At 39.7% G+C, this 21,184-nt stretch carries 14 protein-coding genes; 4 read left to right on the forward strand and 10 right to left on the reverse strand.

The window, feature by feature from the left end; translation table 11 throughout:
• Window positions 1–132: 132 nt before the first annotated feature.
• Window positions 133–4,569: a choice-of-anchor D domain-containing protein gene (locus tag ZA05_RS15800; RefSeq protein WP_053992660.1), complete on the reverse strand. Its 4,437-nt coding sequence runs from the start codon at window positions 4,567–4,569 to the stop codon at window positions 133–135.
• 115 nt (window positions 4,570–4,684) lie between these two features.
• Between ZA05_RS15800 and ZA05_RS15805 the strand changes: the two genes are divergently transcribed.
• Window positions 4,685–5,158, forward strand: coding sequence for a regulatory protein RecX (locus tag ZA05_RS15805; RefSeq protein ID WP_053992661.1), 474 nt, complete (start codon window positions 4,685–4,687; stop codon window positions 5,156–5,158).
• A gap of 52 nt (window positions 5,159–5,210) precedes the next feature.
• Here the strand turns inward: ZA05_RS15805 and ZA05_RS15810 are convergent, their stop codons facing one another.
• The 3 genes from ZA05_RS15810 to ZA05_RS15820 form a co-directional block, all read right to left on the reverse strand.
• On the reverse strand, window positions 5,211–5,702 hold the full coding sequence (locus tag ZA05_RS15810; RefSeq protein ID WP_053992662.1) for a DUF6646 family protein: 492 nt from the start codon (window positions 5,700–5,702) through the stop codon (window positions 5,211–5,213).
• Between the two features lie 45 nt (window positions 5,703–5,747).
• Window positions 5,748–6,614, reverse strand: a complete 867-nt coding sequence (locus tag ZA05_RS15815; protein ID WP_053992663.1) for a cupin-like domain-containing protein — start codon at window positions 6,612–6,614, stop codon at window positions 5,748–5,750.
• A 93-nt stretch (window positions 6,615–6,707) separates the two neighbouring features.
• Window positions 6,708–8,528, reverse strand: a complete 1,821-nt coding sequence (locus tag ZA05_RS15820; RefSeq protein ID WP_053992664.1) for a TonB-dependent siderophore receptor — start codon at window positions 8,526–8,528, stop codon at window positions 6,708–6,710.
• A gap of 70 nt (window positions 8,529–8,598) precedes the next feature.
• Here ZA05_RS15820 and ZA05_RS15825 point away from each other — a divergent pair, with 70 nt between their 5' ends.
• The 3 genes from ZA05_RS15825 to ZA05_RS15835 all read left to right on the forward strand — a co-directional run bounded on the left by ZA05_RS15825 (window position 8,599) and on the right by ZA05_RS15835 (window position 10,887).
• The gene (locus tag ZA05_RS15825) at window positions 8,599–10,089 is read left to right on the forward strand and encodes a PLP-dependent aminotransferase family protein (RefSeq protein WP_053992665.1); all 1,491 of its coding nucleotides are present in this window, start codon (window positions 8,599–8,601) and stop codon (window positions 10,087–10,089) included.
• Between the two features lie 79 nt (window positions 10,090–10,168).
• Complete coding sequence (locus tag ZA05_RS15830; RefSeq protein ID WP_053992666.1) at window positions 10,169–10,678, forward strand: DUF2975 domain-containing protein; 510 nt, start codon at window positions 10,169–10,171, stop codon at window positions 10,676–10,678.
• A 2-nt stretch (window positions 10,679–10,680) separates the two neighbouring features.
• A complete protein-coding gene (locus ZA05_RS15835) occupies window positions 10,681–10,887 on the forward strand; it encodes a helix-turn-helix transcriptional regulator (RefSeq protein WP_053992667.1) in 207 nt (68 codons plus the stop codon).
• A 77-nt stretch (window positions 10,888–10,964) separates the two neighbouring features.
• On the opposite strand, the gene ZA05_RS15840 is transcribed toward ZA05_RS15835, so the two are convergent.
• The 6 genes from ZA05_RS15840 to ZA05_RS15865 form a co-directional block, all read right to left on the reverse strand.
• Entirely contained in the window at window positions 10,965–11,261 is a 297-nt protein-coding gene (locus tag ZA05_RS15840; protein ID WP_053992668.1) for a F0F1 ATP synthase subunit epsilon, read from the reverse strand.
• Window positions 11,262–11,275: 14 nt separating this feature from the next.
• Entirely contained in the window at window positions 11,276–12,784 is a 1,509-nt protein-coding gene (atpD, locus tag ZA05_RS15845; protein WP_053992669.1) for a F0F1 ATP synthase subunit beta, read from the reverse strand.
• Window positions 12,785–12,986: 202 nt separating this feature from the next.
• The gene (locus tag ZA05_RS15850; protein ID WP_053992670.1) at window positions 12,987–14,591 is read right to left on the reverse strand and encodes an SGNH/GDSL hydrolase family protein; all 1,605 of its coding nucleotides are present in this window, start codon (window positions 14,589–14,591) and stop codon (window positions 12,987–12,989) included.
• Window positions 14,592–14,612: 21 nt separating this feature from the next.
• Window positions 14,613–17,393, reverse strand: a complete 2,781-nt coding sequence (locus ZA05_RS15855) for a TonB-dependent receptor domain-containing protein (protein ID WP_053992671.1) — start codon at window positions 17,391–17,393, stop codon at window positions 14,613–14,615.
• 204 nt (window positions 17,394–17,597) lie between these two features.
• Complete coding sequence (glmS, locus tag ZA05_RS15860; protein WP_053992672.1) at window positions 17,598–19,445, reverse strand: glutamine--fructose-6-phosphate transaminase (isomerizing); 1,848 nt, start codon at window positions 19,443–19,445, stop codon at window positions 17,598–17,600.
• Window positions 19,446–19,451: 6 nt separating this feature from the next.
• Window positions 19,452–21,173, reverse strand: coding sequence for a DUF4270 domain-containing protein (locus ZA05_RS15865; protein ID WP_053992673.1), 1,722 nt, complete (start codon window positions 21,171–21,173; stop codon window positions 19,452–19,454).
• Window positions 21,174–21,184 lie beyond the last annotated feature (11 nt).

Here is a 21,184-nt window from a genome sequence, read left to right on the forward strand (position 1 = left end):
GGTATGTTTTAGTGATATCATCTTTATTTCTTACAATTATAATTAGTGCAATCTCATATCATCTGTTTGAAAAGCAATTTTTAAAACTCAAAAGATATTTTTATTGAAAACAAATAAGCATAAGGTCTAGATTTAACGCTTAATAAATTTTTTGTTCAGAATCTGTCCGTTGGATAAACGGATTTTAGCAATATAGGACGCCTGGCTTAAATTAGTTAAATTGTAGGTTTCACTAGTACTGTTTGCTCTCAAACTATATATTTTCCTCCCCAACATATCCAAAATGGCAATTTGCAAGATTTGTAATTGGTCATCGTTTAGTTCGAATTGAACTTCGTCATTTTGAAGCTCGAAAATTGACAATTGACTAGGGTTTGCAAAGTAATCGTTTGTTGATAACGTATTAGCGGTGAATACAATTTCAAACCGACTATTAAAAGTACCGACTTCCGAAGTGAACGAATAATTGGCCTCAGAAAGATTATGCGTAATGTTGAGTAAATTATCCTTCAAATAAATAGTATTTGACTCCATAAATGCACCTTCTATTTGAGCTATATTTATTGTGTATTGGGTTGATGTTGGCGCCATAGTTTGAAATCCTAAAGGAATCACTTCTTCTAAATTTAAACTTGTTGGGGATTTCCCTTGAATTGCAAAATTTTTATCCGTTCCCTCAATTATAGAATAAAAAGAGGTATACACATTGTAGGTTTGTCTGGGCGCATCATAGGACATGCCATCAAAACTGTCGGTTGCACCTTCAAGGTAACTAATCAAAATTTGACCAAAACTATTGTTGCTTGAGGTCAAATTCAACCAAAGTCTTTCATTGGGAGTGTTATTGGCGGCTTTAAAAAACTGACTGTTGTCATTCGTGTCCTTAACCCTCATATCGTTGTTAAATATGATTTGAGTACTATAAATTGGGCTAGTACCAGTTGGAGTGGCATCATTTTCCATGGTTACAAAAAATCCTTGACAAGAAGGAATGTATCTATCGTTATCTGCTCCAACAATAGGAGAGACACCATCTCCGCCAGCTGTTTGTCCAGACAAATTAATGATGGCATAATCTGCCTGCGAAAAATTTTCATTTTCGTTACCATTTGCGCTGCTAGAAGGCGCTGTGTTTTGCGACCATAAATATATCGCGCCAGCTATTTTTCCTGTAAGATAGTTTTCTTCAAAGAACTTTTCCACGCTAAAGGCAGAAGGGTATGGATTGCCAATAAGATTCCAATTGTCATCGTTAAGTTCTGTGTCATTTCTATAAATATCTACTTCAATACTGCCATTGTTAAATGGGCCTTCAAAGGTATATTTGAATTGAAAGGGAGGAGTTCCTAGTGTGCTGTTGAATAGTCCGGCATTATGGGTGGAAGCATAACCTTTGCCAATTTCCATTAACTCAGAACCTGGAACCCATGTCCAATCGTCGCCATCGTCGTCAATACCATCTTGCCCTGGCGATGCAGTATTATCATTATTGGATTCCATAGTAGCATCCAGATAATTTTCGGCTGTAAATTTGTAGCGTCTATTCACTGAAGATTCGGCCAAACCTGTATGGATTTGTTCATTGGTAACAGGAGAGCTCCAATAGGTGTATTCATACCAATGATTCATTGGGGCAGTAAATTTCTCCACGGTAATTTTTGAAGGGTCATTCAAAACGTCTCCCTCAATTATTCCATCGTCATTGAGTTGGACAAAAGCACCTTGAGAAGCTACAATGATATTGCCATTTACCGTTAAATCATTTGACACCTCTACATAGGTGTTGTTGGCAATAGTAAGCGTATATTCTGAATTTACAATTAGGCTACAGGCTTCGAAACTGGTTTGTCCGTCAAGGTTAGTTCCAGTGTCATAATCTGCATTTATGATTATCGCTTTGTCTGAAGTAGGAGGAGAGGACCACGAGCTGCCATCCCAAATAGCCATGGTGGAAGGAAGGGATATGGCGCTGGAGTTTTGGTAACAGGTAGTGCCGCTTTCCATGACTTGACAATAGTATTGGGCATCTTCAATTTCGGTAGTATCTAAAATGACAAGTGTATTAGAGGAAGTTCCAGAATAGATAGCATTATCAGAAAGTGGCGTCCAATTGGATTGTGATGGGGAAATGTAGAGCCAAAGATAAACCAAGTCGTTCATATCGTCTATTTCGTTGTAGCCCTCGATTGCTTCTATGTTTAGGGAAGTAGAAGTGCATCCTAAACTCGTGGCGTAAATAGTGTTCACGGTAGGAGGTATGCCAGTAGAAAAATCATAGTTTCCTATATCGGAATAATCTACATCGTTACAATCTTCCCAATTGGAAATGTTCCAATCGGAAGTACTAAAAGTAGGGTTGGGCAAGGACAAAGAAGCAATGCGTTCAAAAGTAGCGCCACTTTCTCCAAGCCACAATCCATAGGCCCAAGTTTGATCTCCTAAAACACCAAAGGAATCTATCAAAGCACTGTCTTCATAAAGCCCAATAAAATCATGGCCAATACTGGTATTGTAGTCTTTATGGAAATTAATGCTCACACCAACGGTAGTTATTTCCAATTCGGCCAAAGACCCATCGGCGCCATCGGCAGCACATTGGGTGTCCGTGGTTCCCATCACCACAACAAAGGTATCGTTCTGAAGGATTGTCCCAGAGTTTAAAGTAATAGTATTGTAGCTGGAGGTGTTCCCATTGTTATAGACTCGTAAACTATAATTTGTAGTTGAAAAATCAATGTTAGAATTGGTGGCATTGTATAATTCTACATAAGATAAACTTCCGGTTGGGGAATCCGTTACTTGACTAATGAACAGGTTGTCCAAATTTGCAGAATTACTGGTGTCACATCCAGAGATTGATTGGTCAATTAGGGTGAAAGTATTACTGAAGATACAACCACTGGCCAATTCTACACTGACCGGCCCACCTATGGTTACGTTCGACGGGATACTAACGGTTAGTTCTTCAGAAGAGTTTGAAACTATGGGAAGAGACAAGCCATTAAGTGAAGCAGTTGCTCCCATAAGGTTATCTGTAGAGCTTATGGTGACTTCCGTGCCAATTGGGCCTTCGGTAGGGGTAATTGTGCCACTTGTTGAAGGGCAGGTGGCCGTGCCTTCAATCGTAAACGTATAAGGGTTTTTATTGGGGTCTGAATTTACAATGGAAACAACGCAGCTTCTGGTCCCAGAATCTGTGGTGGGTTGAAAGGTAATGCTGAAGTCTGCATAGCTGCCAATGGAAATGGCGTAGGGAGTGGAGGCCGTTACATAGAAATCGGCCGTATCTCCAGAAAGGGAAATGTTGGAAACTTCAAGAACGTCACTGCCAGTTTCGTTTGCAATGCGAAAACTCTTGGTTTGACTCCCGGAATTGATGGTTTGTGATGCGAAAAGGGTATTGTTTAATCCAGAAGTTGTGGTGCTACCATTAGCAATGGTGGGATTGGCTCCAATCACGCCTCTCACAATAATATTTGGAGCGGGCGTATATCCTTCTCCTAATAAATTGATAACGCAATCTCCTTCGTTATTATCATTGTTAATTATTTCCAAAGTACCATTTAAGAGGCCATCACTAAGAGGAGAAAACCTTATTGTAACAATCGTACTTGAACTGGGATTGACCACAAGAGGCGTTGCAACACTGGGAAGTATTACCGGGGCAACAATTGAAAAATCCCCTGTGAGGTTAAAATTGGTGATTTCCAAATCGGCGTTGCCAATATTTTCAATGGTGAAATTGACATCCGTATAACTATTGTTACTTTCTGTAATACCAAAGTCTATGGTGTAGCCACAATTTTGAGGGTTTGCATCGGCGTCCAAAAGTTTTAATTCTGGACTTGGACTTCCGCTAAAGGCTGTTATTGAAATGTTGTCTATGGCAAATTCATCTCTAGATCCTGTTCCCGAAATGTCATCACCACTCCAACGCAAATAATAAAAGGCACCATCAGCAACAGCCAAATCTGTAAGAGTGATGCTCTTTGATGAGGTATTTAAAGTAGCCGTTGCGGTTTCAGGGGAATTGTAATCCAGTGTTGTTTCGTTGATATATGTTGTGTTATCATCGGAATGTGAAAAATTGAAGCTATTGCTCCGTTCTTGGTCATTAAAACAGAGAATATCATAAGCCAATTCCAAAGAATTAATAAGGTTCCCTGTGTTGTTTTGAATGCGCAGTGTTAGGTCTCCCGGAGTCCAATCGCTACCACCAGGTTGGATTCCTAGTGCGATATCGCCATTATTACTAAAGGCGTACCAACCACCCGTTGATTCGCCATAAGTAGAAGTCCCTCCAGCATAATCTCCTGAATCTCCAGTATCTCCAAAGCTTAGATTTCCATCACTGTTTCCTGTATGGGACCAGGCATCGGAATCTAATTGCCCACTGTTGGGGTTTGGAGACCAGCCACTACCAGTAAAGGCATTGTTGTTTACATTGGTTACGGTGTTGTCAAAATTAATAGTGTAAGGGACACCGGTTGAGTTGATTTCTAATTGTCCAAAACTATATGTTGCCACAAAGGCGATAGCAACAAAACTGAGGGTTGGTTGTTTTGTCATTACGGATTAATTAATTGGTTGGTAAAAAATGAAGACTTAAATATAAGTAAAATATCTAATATTCAGCAAGTTGTGAGTTTTTATGAAATTATTTAATTGTTGTTATTTTTGAAACATGCAAACACACAAAACCTATACGGTAGAGGAAGCCATCAAAAAGCTGGAGCATTATTGCGCCTATCAGGAGCGTTGCCATAAGGAAGTCGTTCAAAAATTACGAACAATGCACATGATCCCTGAGGCCATTGACCATATCGTGGTGCATTTGCTTGAACATAGGTTTTTAAATGAAGAACGCTTTGCCAAAAGTTTTGTGAGGGGAAAGTTCCGAATCAAGAAATGGGGACGAAATAGGTTGAAGAATGAACTAAAGTTTAAGGAAATTTCCGCTTATAATATCAATTCGGCTCTAAAGGAAATTGATGAGCAGGACTATATGGAAGTGTTTCATAGCCTGGCAGAAAAGCAATGTGGAACCATTAAGGAAACCAATACTTTTAAGAAAAAGAAAAAACTAGCAGATTACCTGCTGTACCGTGGGTGGGAATCCCATCTGGTCTATGAAAAGGTGAATGAATTGATCCGATAAAAAAAGGCTGTTTATTAAACAGCCTTTTTTATATATGATTTGTTACTTCAATTTACAGATTGAAGGAAGCTCCAAAGCTAATGGTAAACTGATTGTGCAATTTCTCTGCAGGGGTTAAATGGCCAGTGTCGTAAAAAGCGATTGGGTAGGTAGCTTCGGTAAACACGCCAAAACCTGAGGTAAAGAAATAACGCGCTCCTAAGTGCCCTCCAAAATTCTTGATGCTAAAATCCAATCCAGGGTATAAATCGAAATCTTCGTGAATGTTGATAACATTTCCCAAATGTGCATTAAAGCGTGCTTTAACATCAAAACGGTCAATAAAATCGGCATCAAGGAATTCAGGAACATCCAAAGCGTAGGTAGAAGCGAACCCTAAAGAGATGTTTTCCCCAAGACCGAAGTCGTAGGTCGCGTTGATTCCCGTAGCGCGGTCTTGAAAATTGGCCCCAATTTGGAATTTTTTGTCGCCTTTTCCTTGAAAGGCTTGCGAGTAGGTTAAGGTGGCACATAACAAAAATGCCACAAATAGAATATTCTTCATGTTATTTGGTTTTTTGAGTGGACAAATATAGCACAACCAAAGAAGTTATGCGTTAAGATTTATTCTATTATGGGTCCGTGTAATGGCTTGTTCATTTTTCCAGTCGATCCATTTTTGTCCTTGTAAACGCCTCATGAAATTGTCCAAATATCGCAATACGAAGACATTATAAATGGCGATTCCCAAATTTTTAGGATGTCTTGGAATGGCCCTTAAACTCATAGAAAAACCAGGAGTTAGATATTTCATATAGTGCCAGAAACCTTCGGGCATGTAGAGTACTTCACCATGTTTCAATTGAGTTGTGTAGCCTTCTACATTTTTCAGGGCTGGCCATTGGTTGAAATCTGGATTTGAAAAATCGATATCTTCCCTGGTAATTAAGGAATAGGGGATTTTATAGAGATGTTTGTTTTGGTTTTGATTGAAAAGAATGATTTGTTTGGTCCCTTCAAAATGAAAATGAAAGATGTTTGCCAAATCAATATCGTAGTGCATAAACGTGTGCGAATTTTCTCCTCCAAAGAATAACATTGGCAGCTTCTTCATGAGCTTGATACCAAAATCTGGAAAGGAGAAATCACTTTGTAGTTCTGGGACTTCCTTAAGGATATTCCAAAGAAAGATGCGGTATTTGGTGGGTTCGCTTCTTAAAAGGTCGATGTATTCGGCCATTTTCATGGTGGCGTGTGGTTGATTGAAACCATCTTCGTGATGTACTGGTCGATCATCGTAAAGCGGAACCGTTCTGTCTCCCGAAACAGATTTCATATACTCCAATGACCATTTGGAATAAGCCGGCCAATCTTCAGTTAAAGATTCAATAACCACAGGTTTCTGAGGCTTGAAGTAGTTTGCAATAAAGTCCTCTTTGGTAATAGTTTTTACGCGAGGAATGTTATGAAGCTTCAATAGAAAAGTATGAATAGTTAACGTCTAAAGTTAAGAAAAGGTTAGGACATGATATTCATACTTTTGCTATTGTTGAAAACTTGCTTTTGAGACCTATTTAAAATGATAAGTTACCCCGAACAGTACATTGCCTTTAGGCATTGGTACTAAGTTAGTTTCGTAATATTCTTCGTTGAAAATATTGTTAGCGTAGAGAGATACATCCAATTGTTGAATACTCACGGTAAGGCTTGCGTCCCATACAGTATAAGCCTGTCCTGAGGTGCGTTCGGCGTATTTGTAGGTCAAACTTGGTTGTACAATTTTAAAGAAATGACCACGGTAGGTTGCTGTTGCCTGATGCTTTAAAGAGTTGATAGAATATCTTGAATAGTCGATATCCAAATCTTTAATTTCATCTTCTATAAAGGTATAGCCAAGATCGATGTGTTGTGTGAGTCCAGACAGTTCAAAATGATAATTAAGGTTGGCTTCAAAACCTTTAGTGTTCAAATCTCTTATGTTTTCTGCTTGCCAAAGATCGTCCTCATTTACTTTTACATAATCAATAAGTTTTTGGGAATCTCTGTTGAAGAATGCCACAGTAGCATTGATAGATTTTCCTAGGAATTTAATCCCTATTTCCTCGGCAATGGCCTCTTCAGGATCCAATTGGTCATTTCCTAAAGTTGTTGGGTCGCTGTAGTATAAATCGGTGTAGGTGGGGATGCGGTATGTATAACCAATATTTCCGTAAAGTTTTAATTGATCGGAAACGGAATATCCTACATCTACTCCAGGGAATGCATGGAATTTAAAATCTGAAAAATAGGTTACTGCCACTCCAGGAGTCACGTCGAATTTGTTGTTGAAAAATTTGAAACGGTGCTCCAAGAAGAAGTTGGTCATAAAACGATCACGCTTTCCAAGATTGTTACTTGAGAGGTAGATTTGTGCCAAATCCACTCCAAAACCGGTAGTTCCAATTTTGGTGTTGTAAGAACCGTGAAGTTCCGCCGCAATTTTATTTGTTTGGTGAAGGTTTCTATAGCCTTCGGGGTTGGTTCTTGTATATAAATACATGTCTTGGTTGCGTCTCCAATACACTCTAGGTTTAAGGGTTAGGCTATTATTTCTGTAAGTAGAGGATAGGCCAACCAAGCTAGCTTGTGTCTCTTCATATTGATTTACTGCTGAAGGGGAGGCGTAAAATCCGTTGGCGCCAAAATCACGTTCTTGGAAAGTGGCAATCAAATCGATGGGCATGTGGTTTTTGTTGAAACTGCTTTTCAAAAAGTAATTCTGATTGTCATAATCGGTGTTATAACGATAGCCCTCAGAGGTGTTTCTGGAATAGTGAATGATGTGCGAGGTATTGCTAAGCTCACTACCTACTGTTACCGACGCATTTTTCTGCCCGAAAGAACCAGCTTGTACTCCTAAATCTACTCGGTTGTCCATAGATTTTTTAGTCACAATATTGACTGCTCCCGTGAAGGCATTTTGGCCAAAGACTCTAGCGGCGGGCCCTTTGATGATTTCAATACGTTCAATTACTTCCAAGGGCAATGCCAAGTTCATACTGTGGTGACCGGTTTGTGCATCTTCCAACTTAATTCCGTCAATTAACAATAAGGTCTGGTCAAAACTTCCACCGCGTATATAAAGATCGGCTTGAGAGCCAAAAGTTCCACGACGACGAACATCCACTCCGGCTACTTGTTGTAATAAATCGGGAAGATTGGTAGCGGGGCTTTCCTTGATATCTTTTGAGGTGATTACAGTAATGGTTCTTGAGTTTTCTTTAAAGGGAAGGTCAATACGTGTGGAGGTAATGATGACTTCGTCTAGGGAATCCATTTTTACAGGTTCCACTTGGGCAGTACCTATTAAAGTTGACAATATAAATGCCGATGAGAGTAATTTGCTTTTCATGAATTGATGTAATTTAACCCTGCAAAAGTCGTAACTTTCCGGACGAGTAAACTAGTCCAGTTTTAAAACTATGAATAGTCCGGTTAATAACCTCTTAAAACAGCTGATTTTTTTTGAAAAGTCAAGTTCAACAGCTGTTTATATTCAAATAGCACAACAAATTATCAATGCTATTCAGAGGGGATATCTTTCCAAAGGTACGGCATTGCCGGGAACGCGAAGTTTTAGTCAGATTTTCGGTATCCATAGAAATACGGCTGTGGCGGTTTATGACGAATTGGCCTCACAGGGTTGGGTAGAGATTCTGCCCAATAAAGGAACCTTTGTATTGTTGCCAGAACAACGAACGGCTCCCATTAAGGCCTCGGTACAGCAATTAGATCAGGTTTATAATTATTCTAAAACTACTGGTTTTCCATTTCAACAGTCCTTTCATTTGGCGTCTACGGCTCAGGAAACAAATGCGAAATATACCATTAATGATGGGCAACCTGATTTAAGGCTGCATCCGGTGCATCAATTTTCAAGGTGGTACAGTGCGGCCATGAAGCGAAAGTCGCTAATTTCAAAATGGAACCATACAAGCGAATTGTCGGCTTCTGTATTTGAAACCCAATTGTGCAATTATTTAAACGCTACCAGGGGATTTCACATACAGCCTAATGATCTACTTAGTACGCGTAGTACCGAAATGAGTCTGTACATCGTCTCTCAGTTGTTGATCAAACAGAATGATGTGGTGATAGTGGGGCAATTGGGAAATTATGCCTCAAACATGATTTTTCAGCAGGCTGGGGCTGCGATTAGGACTATTCCTGTGGATGCACATGGGTTGGATGTCGGTTTTATCCGGACACATTTTGTAAAGGGAAGTATTCGTTGTGTATATGTGTGTGCTCATAGGCATTATCCAACCACTAAAACTCTGAGTGCCGAACGACGTTTAAAACTTTTGGAATTGGCGAAAGCTTATCAGTTTGCCATTATCGAAGATGATTATGATTACGATTTTCAATTTGAAGGTTCAGCCATGTTGCCAATGGCCAGCGCCGATGCCAATGGTCTGGTGATTTATTTGGGAAAATTGGGGCAGTCTTTGTTCCCAAGTTTTCAAACTGGCTTTGTAGTGGCTCCTGAGAACTTGATTTTGGAGGCGAAAAACTATTTGCAATTATTGGACCGTCAAGGCGATTTAATTCAGGAGCAAATGCTTTCGGAATTGATTAGTGAAGGGGAAATGTACCGTTTAGTTAAGAAGAATGTCATTGTTTATAAACAACGGCGAGATTATTTGTGTAGTCTGTTGAAGACTTATTTTAAGGATATCATTTCTTATGAAATTCCGGCTGGAGGGTTAGCGATTTGGTTACAATTCAAATCCAAAATTTCTTTGGTAAAATTGGCTGAACAAGCAGAAAAGCATGATTTGTTTTTGCCAAAAACTATTTTGTATCAAGATGCGGAAACCTGCGCCATAAGGTTTGGTTTTGGACATTTAAATGAAGAGGAAATTCAATTTGTCGTTGAACGTTTGAAAAGGGCGTATGATGAGGTGGCTTAACTATATTTTATTTTTTTACGGTTAAAAATTATTGATAAACGATAATTTTTAATAAGTTTGTTTTAAAAGAAGTTGTCCTATGAAGAAATTAATCCTTTTAAAATGGCTAGTGAGATACCTTTGGATTACAGGAGTTCTTGCTATGGGCGTAATGTTATTCTCCTATCTTCATTTTATATTTACCGGTACACTTAATGCCATTGTTAAGATTAATGGTGTTGAAGTGCAAGGAATGACAATTGAAAAGCACATTTTCTTATTGTTAATCTATATTTCTTTGGGCTTGGTGCTTAGAGCGGTTTTTCTTTTGGATGATGTACTGGACTATTTTAAAAACTTAAAACCGTTTAGTCAATCTGTAATCAAAAATTTCAATGAAATAGGAGTTCTCTTTGTTGTTATTGCATTGATTACTGGTATACCATCGTTTTTATTGTCGGTTTATCTCGGAAATGACATTGAACGGACTTTTTCAGTAACTCCAGGACCAATCATAATGGTTATGTGTCTAGGGTTGTTTTTTATGGTTTTAAGTGAGTTGTTTAAAATAGCCAAAGCTGCTAAAGAAGAGAATGAATTAACAGTTTAGGGATGGGGATTATTGTGAATGTGGATGTGATGTTGGCCAAGCGTAAAATGAAAAGTAATGAGCTTGCAGAGGCGATTGGGATTACTACTGCCAATCTTTCTATTTTAAAAACAGGCAAAGCTAAAGCAATTCGGTTTTCTACTTTGGAAGCTATTTGCAGAGAACTCGATTGTCAACCAGGCGATATTTTGGAGTATGTGGAGGGTTAAATTTTATTAACTGAGTCATAAAAACAAAAAAGCCAAACGTAATTGTTTGACTTTTTCTATCTCTAAGTTTCCGAATCTTATTTTTCAACAAGAATGATTACTTTATTGTCTTTCATTTCAACAGTTCCAGAATCTATGTTTAAGGTCAACACCTTGTCATCTGTATGCAACGGGATGATTTCGGCAGGCAATTCCTTAAATCCAGGAAGGCTTTTGGTGTGCGTATGGATTTTAATGGTGCCTTGTTGCAACAACGAGATAATAGGCGCGTGGTTTTGCAACACTTGGAATTCACCATCAACTCCAGGCAACACTACTGAGTCCACTTCTGAACTGAACAATGTAGCTTCTGGCGATACTATTTCTAAATACATAGTTTAGTGTTTTATTAAGCTTCAGCAAGCATTTTTTCTCCAGCTTCGATAGCTTCCTCGATAGTTCCTTTAAGGTTGAACGCTGCTTCTGGCAAGTGATCCAATTCACCGTCCATAATCATGTTAAATCCTTTGATAGTTTCTTTAATATCTACCAATACTCCAGGAATTCCAGTAAACTGTTCTGCTACGTGGAAAGGCTGAGACAAGAAACGTTGTACACGTCTTGCACGGGATACCGCCAATTTATCTTCTTCAGACAATTCTTCCATACCAAGGATGGCGATAATGTCTTGTAATTCTTTATAACGTTGCAATAACTCTTTTACACGTTGTGCACAGTTGTAGTGCTCGTTTCCTAAAATGTCAGCAGTAAGAATTCTAGAGGTAGAATCTAATGGATCTACCGCAGGGTAGATACCTAGCTCAGCAATTTTACGAGACAATACCGTTGTAGCATCCAAGTGGGCAAAGGTTGTTGCAGGTGCCGGGTCAGTTAAGTCATCCGCAGGTACGTAAACCGCCTGTACAGATGTAATAGATCCTTTTTTAGTAGAAGTAATACGCTCTTGCATCGCACCCATCTCAGTTGCCAATGTTGGTTGGTAACCTACCGCAGATGGCATACGTCCAAGAAGTGCAGATACCTCAGAACCAGCTTGTGTAAAACGGAAGATGTTGTCAACGAAGAACAATACATCTTTTCCTTGTCCGTCACCAGCTCCATCACGGAAATACTCAGCAATTGTTAAACCAGACAAAGCAACACGTGCACGTGCTCCTGGTGGCTCGTTCATCTGTCCGAATACGAAAGTCGCTTTAGAATCTTTCATTTTAGACTTATCTACTTTAGATAAATCCCATCCACCATCTTCCATAGAGTGCATGAAGTCTTCACCGTAACGGATAATTCCAGACTCTAACATCTCTCTCAAAAGGTCATTTCCTTCACGAGTTCTTTCACCTACACCAGCAAATACTGACAAACCACCGTGACCTTTTGCAATATTGTTGATCAACTCCTGAATCAATACCGTTTTACCTACACCGGCACCACCAAATAATCCAATTTTACCTCCTTTTGCATAAGGCTCAATCAAGTCGATTACTTTAATACCTGTAAATAATACTTCAGTAGAAGTTGATAAATCTTCAAATTTTGGAGCCTCTCTGTGAATTGGCAAACCAGATGTTCCAGCTTTTGGCAAATCACCAAGACCGTCGATAGCATCTCCAATTACATTAAACAAACGTCCGTAAACATCATCTCCAATTGGCATTTGGATAGGAGCACCAGTAGCGATAACTTCTGTTCCTCTGCTCAAACCATCAGATGAATCCATCGCAATTGTTCTAACAGTATCTTCACCAATGTGAGACTGTACTTCTAGAACAAGAGTGGAACCATCAGGTCTCTTAATCTCTAACGAATCGTAAATTTTTGGAAGTTCTGAATCAGCACCGAATTCAACATCGATAACCGGTCCTACTATTTGTGCAACTTTACCTGTAACTTTTGACATTACTTATATGTTTAATGTTTAGATATTTTAATACTGAAAAACAAGGACTACGCATTGAAGCAGGCTCCCCGTTTTTTGCGCTGCAAAGATATATTTTTTTAATTTAATAATAAAGCCATTTTTTTTAGTTTTTCAGGATAAAAAAACGCCTACTTGATAGAGTTTGACAAGTAGACGTTTTTTATGAAAATTCTTAGCTATTTTATTGAAGGGTAGGAGCGTAGTTTGTTGGGAAGTTTCCTATATCTACTAAATTTCCTGAGGCTTCAAAATTGGAACCGTAAGTTAGGTCTATAGCTTTTAGGAAGGCATTTGCTATAGCCGCGTAACCCCTTGAGGTAAGGTGTACACCATCCAAAGAGATGGCACCTCCGGTAACTAAATTGGCGTTTAGGGTGAAATCTCCATCTGTTAAGCCTCCGTTGGCCAATTGGTGTAGCATTACGTTGGTATCCACCATGGCCAAACCAGCAGAAGAAGCTGCTGCTTGAATAGTCGCATTAAAATTATTAGTGGCAGTTGCTATTTCGGTTTGCTCTGTTGGAATCAATACCCATTTGTCTTCCAGAGGTAAGGTGATCCCCTCTACTGCAAATTGTGCTGCTAAGGCTTGAGGTAATCCTTGAGCCATTAAAGCTCCTGCGTAGGGAGTGTTCACTGTACCAATTACAGTACTACTGGTCAACACAAATAAGTCATTTTCGTTGGCCTGTCTTGTCTGTCCGTAGGTTTGTCCTAATAAAGCGGCTACCAATGGAGCTGCTTCCTCAGGAAGTCCAAATTGACCTATAAAGGCAGGGAAAGTTGGGCTGGCCATTAAGGCTCCCGTAATAGTAGATGAAATATCTTCTAAGCTTTCGTCCTTAATCACTACGGCACTGGCTTCTGTTTCTGAAAACACAATGGTTCTTTCGGGAGCTCCGATAGCTACGTAAACTTGGTTTAAAGCACCAAAAATAGCATTCAAGGTTGGGATTTGAGGCCCGAAATCAGGGTTGGAAGGATCCAGCGGATTGTAAGGAACGGTTGTAAAATGTGGAATTGTTGTGATGTCTGGAATATTGGCCACTACTCCTTTAGCACCTCCTGATGTTAACGTGGTCACCAAGGTAGATATGGCATAATCAAAGGTTGGCTGGTCTGTAATAGGTGAAGACCCATCGGCACCACTTAAAGCATATCCTAAAACGTCATTGTTTCCTATCCACATAGTAAAGAAGGATGGGTTTTGAGCCATGGCCATTTCAATAACACTTGCATCTGGAGTGGCCCCCGTCATTCTTACAAAATAAGGATTGGCCAATCCTGCTGATAGGTTAGCTAAATTTCCATAACCCGGAGCCAAAAGGTGAAAACTTTTTGCCCCTGGAACTCCCATATTGTTGAAAGGTCCGGTTGGATTGTTGGCAGCGATATCAGTGGTAACAGTTACAGGTCCAATCACCGATTCCAAAGATACTGGTCCTGCACCCCCAAACACCAATCTTGGAGCGGCAATGCGATTTCCTGCAAGAGCCAATCCACCGTAATTATCGTTCATTAATGGTTGGGTGAAACTTCCGCCACCGGCCAAACTGAATTGAGAGGCCAAAATGTTCGGGAAGGAATTTTCTTGAGAGGCTATAAATAATGCCCCATCGGTATAACCAGAGGTCAATGAATTCCCCAAAGAAACATAGTTTGAAAAGTCGGCTTCACCCGCAGTCAATTCCGGTAGGGGTTCAGTGCTAGGAGCTATTGTGTCGTCACTGTCGCAGGCCATGAATCCTAAGGAGATGGCGAGCAACCATATATATTTTGTATTCATATTAATGATGTTTGCTAAATGTTATAGGTTATTGATTGTCCATGAAACGTAGTACATAGATCCTATGTATCCTGTACCAATGGCAGTAAAGTACTCGTCACCCAATAGGTTGGTGGCTCCAGCCTTAAAGCTAGACTTGATAGATGGTACTCTGTAGTTTACCTGGGCATCCAAGGTGTGGTATGCAGGAATTGCTCCGTCACCAAAAGTTGCTTGCCAGTAGTAGTCATCGCTCCATCTCCAAGCAAGGTTAAATCCAAAGTTTTTGAAAAGGTCTGTATGTCCAAAAGAAGCCTTTACTTTATGTTCTGGCGTGTTGAAGTTGGTCCTGAAATCTGGGTAAGCGGCTTGATCAAAATCTTGTTTCGTGTACGTGTAACTTCCACCTAAATCGAAATCACCAAATATTTTCGTTGAAACCCCAAGGGAACCACCATAAGAATTTACATCAGCTTCTGAATTTGTATAGGTCTGGTATACATTGTAATCGCCATTTGCAATGGCTGCAATGGAAAGTCCATTATCACCAACTTCTCCATAAAGAGGGGCTACTACATTTTCATTGGAAATAAAGTCTTTATATCTATTGTAGTAAACACTTAAGTCGATAATGTTCTTTTCCAATTTACCACGGTAGCCAACTTCAAAGGAGGTGACACGTTCTGGTTTCACTAGGTCTGGATTTCCTATTTCCAATAGGGCAGGGTTACCTGCTTGGGCAAAGGCTTGTACGGATGATGCTGAATAGGAGTTGTTATAAGCAGCCGCTCCTGTTTGCGAAATATTGGAAGGTTGCCCTAATAATTGTCCTGAAGCACTAATAGCATAATCTCTAGAGTAACGGTCTAAATTGTCTGGGGCTGCACCCACCAAAACAGCGCGTCCGGCATCCAATCCTATAAATAAATCTTGTGTTGTTGGGTTTCTAAATCCAGTTTGAACAGAGGCACGGATGTTATGGTCTTCATTAACCGTTAAACCTGCCGATAATCTTGGTGAAAGAAATCCGTCAAAGAATTCTGATTTGTCATAACGAATGGATCCAGTTAATTTTAGGGACATATCGTTGTCAAACTTGAAAAGTTTCTGCATTTGAGTGTAGATCCCAAATTCAGAATAATCAATTGCTCCGTCGTAATCGGTATAGATGGTTCCAGAAGAATTAAGACTGTACTGTCTGAAAGAACCTCCAACTTGAATTTCTACCACATCCCATAAATGTGTAAAGTTGTAGTTGGCATCGGCGTGGTAATATTTGGAAGCATCTTGGAATTTAGATCCCGTGCTTAAATTTGGATCGCTGATACTTCTGTTGAAAGCCGCCTTGAACTCAGGAGACCCTGGTTCATATCTGCCTGTATCGGCTTGAGCACGTGCAATGGCATGAGCTTGCTCATTCGTAGCTCCAGCCAAGGTGGCCTGTACATAGGTTCCAGTATATTCTCCAAACCAAGTTTGATCGTCTTTCCACGCTCTGTTAATATTGATTCCCGTGAAGACCATGTCGTAAGAATCTCCAGCTTTATCGGATACTACATAACCTCTTACAAAGAAGTTGTTGTTGCGAACTTCCAATTTGTGTTGTTGTTGGAAGAAGTTGTCAATGGTATATCTGTTAGTCCCTTGATAAATAGTTGAACCTGTTCCAACTTTACCAACATAGGCAATTTCAAAATCATCAGCCATAGGTCTGAAATACAATCCCCAATCGGCTTTGATACTTTCGGCGTTATAATCGGTTAAATCACGTTCCTCATACCCTGTTCTACTCACGTCTACTGAAGGGACTAAGGATTCAGCACCGTTTGGAAGAATTCCCAATCCAACTAAGGCAATGGCAACATCTCTAATGTCTGTAGACACTTCATCTCCATAAATATTGTATCCATCATAACCAACACTTTCTCTGGTGGCTCCAGTTCCTGGTTTTCCTTCATAATTGTTGGCAACCCAATCGGTTCCTTTTAACCAACCAAAATTCACCTTGGCGGCAAATTTGTCACTGAATTTGTAGGCAGCTCTAATCCCTGCATCACGATAGGTATTGTCTCCCGCAGCATCCTGTGAAGTGATCCCTTGCTTGTAGTACCCACTAATACCTTGGTGGTCAAATGGGTTTTTACTACGCATGAACAGGATACCATTAAAGGCATTTGCACCGTACAAGGCCGAAGCGGCCCCAGGCAATAATTCCACACTTTGAATATCGGTTTCGTTCATCCCAACCAAGTTTCCTATAGGAAAGTTAAGGGCAGGAGTAGAGTTGTCCATACCATCTACCAATTGCATAAAACGGGTGTTGGAAAAGGTGGCAAACCCTCTTGTATTAATGGCTTTAAAGGTTAAACTGTTGGTGTTAATGTCTACACCTTTCAAGTTTTCTAGTCCATCGTAAAAATCTGCAGAAGCGGTATTTTTGATTTCTTTCAAACCGAAGCGTTCCACGGTTACGGGCGATTCAAAAATTCGCTCTGGAGTTCTGGAAGCAGAAATGACGATTTCGTCCAGTTCTGTCCCCTCGTTCAAAATAATATTGATGGTTTGTGGGTTGGTTGTAACTTCTTTGGTGACACTTTGAAATCCAACGCTACTTACTTGAATGTTAAAAGGAGGTTCTTGATTAACAACAAAGGAATAATTTCCATCAAAATCCGAAATAGTTCCTTCGGAGGACCCAAGAGCGATGATATTTGCTCCTGGAAGAGGTTGGCCATTTTGGTCGGTAATTTTTCCTGATACAGTTGTTTGCGCAAACGAATAGGCACAAAAAAGCAGCATGAGAATCTTAGGGAGTGTTTTCATGTTTTTGAATTAGTTATTAGTGGCGCCAATATATATAAACTTTGAGAACTTTCAATGAAGAATTTTCAAAAAACTATGCGCGCATAGTAGTTTTTGATAAAAAAGATATGTCTATAATAGTAAATAGATAAAAAAAACCTCTAAAAATGCTAATTCTACATTGCATTCTTAGAGGTTTTGTTGTTTTTAAAGAGTTGATTTACATTACTCTACCGTAACGGATTTTGCTAAGTTCCTAGGTTGATCCACATTTTTACCTAACATTACGGCTATATGGTAGGATAATAATTGTAGTGGAATTGTGGTTAATAATGGTGAAAGGGATTCCAAAGTTTCTGGAACTTCAATGACATGGTCAGCCAATTCCTTAACACTTTCGTCACCTTCCATGACAATTCCTATAATTTTTCCTTTTCTGGATTTAATCTCCTGAATGTTGCTTACTACTTTTTCGTAATGTCCCTTTTTGGTGGCAATCACCACAATTGGCATGTTTTCATCAATCAATGCGATAGGGCCGTGCTTCATTTCTGCGGCAGGATACCCTTCGGCGTGGATGTATGAAATCTCTTTTAATTTAAGAGCGCCTTCCAAAGCAACAGGGAAGTTATAGCCTCTTCCCAGATAAAGACAGTTTTTGGAGTCTTTATAGATATCGGCTATTTTCTTTACGATTTCATCTGATTCCAGTGCCTTTTGAACTTTTTCAGGAATAAGTTCCAATTCAATTAAATGATGTCTGAAGTCGGAACTTGATATCGTGCCTTTAGCTCTGGCCAATCTTAGGGCAATTAAAGACAGTACAGTGATTTGTGTGGTAAAGGCTTTTGTTGAAGCGACTCCAATTTCTGGCCCAGCGTGGGTGTAGGCACCAGCGTCCGTTTCTCTCGCAATGGATGACCCTACTACATTACAAACACCAAAAACAAAAGCGCCTTTGGATTTTGCCAATTTGATGGCTGCTAAAGTGTCTGCTGTCTCCCCGGATTGGGAAATGGCGATTACGATATCCTTCTCTGTGATGATTGGGTTTCGGTATCTGAACTCCGAAGCATATTCCACTTCTACCGGAATTCTGGCCAAATCCTCAAAAATATATTCGGCAACCAAACCGGCATGCCAAGAGGTTCCACAGGCTACAATGATAATTCTTTCGGCGTTCAGGAATTTTTTCATGTTGTCCTCAACACCTGCCATTTTAATAATGGCTTGGTCTGTAAGCAAACGTCCTCTAAAAGTGTCTAGAATGGCACTAGGTTGTTCATATATTTCCTTGAGCATGAAATGTGGATAACCTCCTTTTTCAATTTGCTCAAGATTTAACTGTAATTGTTGGATGTAAGGGTCTACTTTAGTGTCATCATAAATCTTACGAATTTTGATGTCCTTGTCGCGACGGATAATTGCCATTTCTTCGTCCTCTAAGTATACAGCATTTTTAGTGTATTCCAAAAATGGAGATGCGTCACTGGCAATAAAAAATTCGCCTTCGCCAATTCCAATGGCCAAGGGACTCCCCAATCTAGCTACAACAATTTCATTAGGTTTTGTCTTGTCAAACACTGCAATGGCGTAAGCACCGATGACTTGGTTTAAGGCTACTTGAACTGCTTTACCAAGTTTCAGGTTTTCTTTCTGCATCACGTCTTCAATCAAATTTACTAATACCTCGGTATCGGTGTCTGATTTGAAGGTAAACCCTCTTTGAATCAATTCTTTTTTTAGGGATTCATAGTTTTCTATGATACCGTTATGAATGATTACCAAATTCCCTGAATTGGAAAGGTGCGGGTGTGAATTGATATCGTTTGGAACTCCATGCGTCGCCCAACGAGTGTGACCAATTCCCAAGGTTCCTTGTGTTGAAATTTCCTTTGTAATACGATCTTCTAAATCTGTAACTTTTCCTTTGGTTTTGGAAAGTTTGATATCGCAATTGTCATAAAGTGCGATCCCAGCACTGTCGTATCCTCTATATTCTAAGCGTTTTAATCCTTTTATGATAATGGGGTGGGCCTCACGATGCCCAATATACCCTACAATGCCACACATAATGTTTTAGTTTTCTGGTTCTGTATAAAAAATCTCCAAATATACTTTTTTGTCTTCATCCGCTGTATTGTTTCCAAAAAGTACCGTTCCTCTAGGGGAAAGCACGGAGCTTACAGGTACTTTTACGTCGTCAGCGGTTAACATCTTGGCTTGGGTGGTAGGTAGTCCAGTGCTACTGTTAATTTCCAAATTAACATTGGTAGAAACCACCAAACCTAATTTTACATTTGTAGAGTCGTTTTCTATAAGGCTTTTTACGTGTTCTGTAATTCTAAGTTTGTACTTGATTCCTTCTCCATCGGTTTCATCATCTACGCGTTCTAGTTTACCTAAATGATTGGTTCTTGAATAAAGAGGTGAAGTGGAGCTTGCAATATCTCCTAGATAATCGGTCAAATATCTTTCATTGTCAATATCGTAAAGATAAATACGGTCTGGCTCTTCACCATTCACTTGCGATTGATCTACATGGAAAACAAGATTTGCTTCGTTGATTAGTCGTCTTCTTTTTACAAACTTTCCTTCCTCATCTGTTTGGGCAAAGAAGTTCTTGAAATTTTCAAAGGTGTTGTCACTTTCTGTATTTTCATCAAGGTCTTCTCCATCAAAAAGTTTTACGATTGCCATAGATCCTTGACCTCCTTTTAGGTAGAGTTTTTCATCTCCGTCCAAATCATTACCGTCCATTAAAGGAAGATTGAATTGGTTTTCCAAAAAGTTAACGCGATTTCCCGAAAAGGTTAGGGTATAAGAGGCTTCGATTCTGTCTCCATCTTCTACACTAGGATCTTTGGTATAGTATATTGTAATGTTTGCGGAAGTAGAAGACATATTAAGCATGGACATATGTCCAGATTCTCCCACTTCTTCAACTTTAAAATAAATGCCTCTAAAGTAGTCGTTGAAGTTGTTGGAGTTACTTAATACAGCATCTCCTTCTTTGGAAATGATTTTTTGATTCCAATATCCAGGATCTAATTTTAATCTAAGTGCAGGAGCCAAGCGCTCGCTCACTTCATATTCTGGTTCCTCTCCCTCTTCAACTTCATCATCGGAAGGTTCGGTAAGGATGATTTGTGCTTCGCTTGGTTTGAAATTTTGAAGTAGAGGTGGTTCGGTATCGCTTAAAAGTTCTGCAATTGGCGTGCCTTCCAAAGCTGTTGGATCAATCATCTCTGTAGGTGATGTAGCTCCATTGGAATAATAGCGTTGGCTTTCATCAAATTCAGAATTTGGATCGAACCCTCTTAAGAAATAAGTGCTTTCATACAGCGACAATTTAATGTAACCGTCTCCAAAAATAGAATCCAGTTCATAAGTGCTTCCGCCTTCATCTGCAGTCCCTGTAACGGTACTGAAGTAAGGAATAGTCATTACAACAGAGTCAATTTGCGTGCCTTCCCCAAAACTTGGATCGGAGGTGGATTGCGCCAATTGGGTTACAAAACTGGCAGTTGTACGTCCGTAAGTAGGGTCGTCATAAATTCCCAGAAGGTTGGACGGTAGATTATTGGTTTGAACGGGTCTGAATTGTTCCCCTTCACCGCCAAGTGCCCTGTTGTAAGTGATTACATCGTAAAGGCTTGTCTCTGAATTGAAGTGGGAGTTGTTATCGCTATTGATAAGGTCCGAATCCAGAGTGGAAAAATCTTCATTACAAGCAATGGTAGCCAAAGATAGTACTGCCAGTACCGCAATGTTTTTTAGGGCAATTGTTTTCTTTTTCATGTAAGCGATTC

It is taken from the genome of Mangrovimonas sp. TPBH4 (assembly GCF_001280505.1).
Taxonomy (GTDB): domain Bacteria; phylum Bacteroidota; class Bacteroidia; order Flavobacteriales; family Flavobacteriaceae; genus Mangrovimonas_A.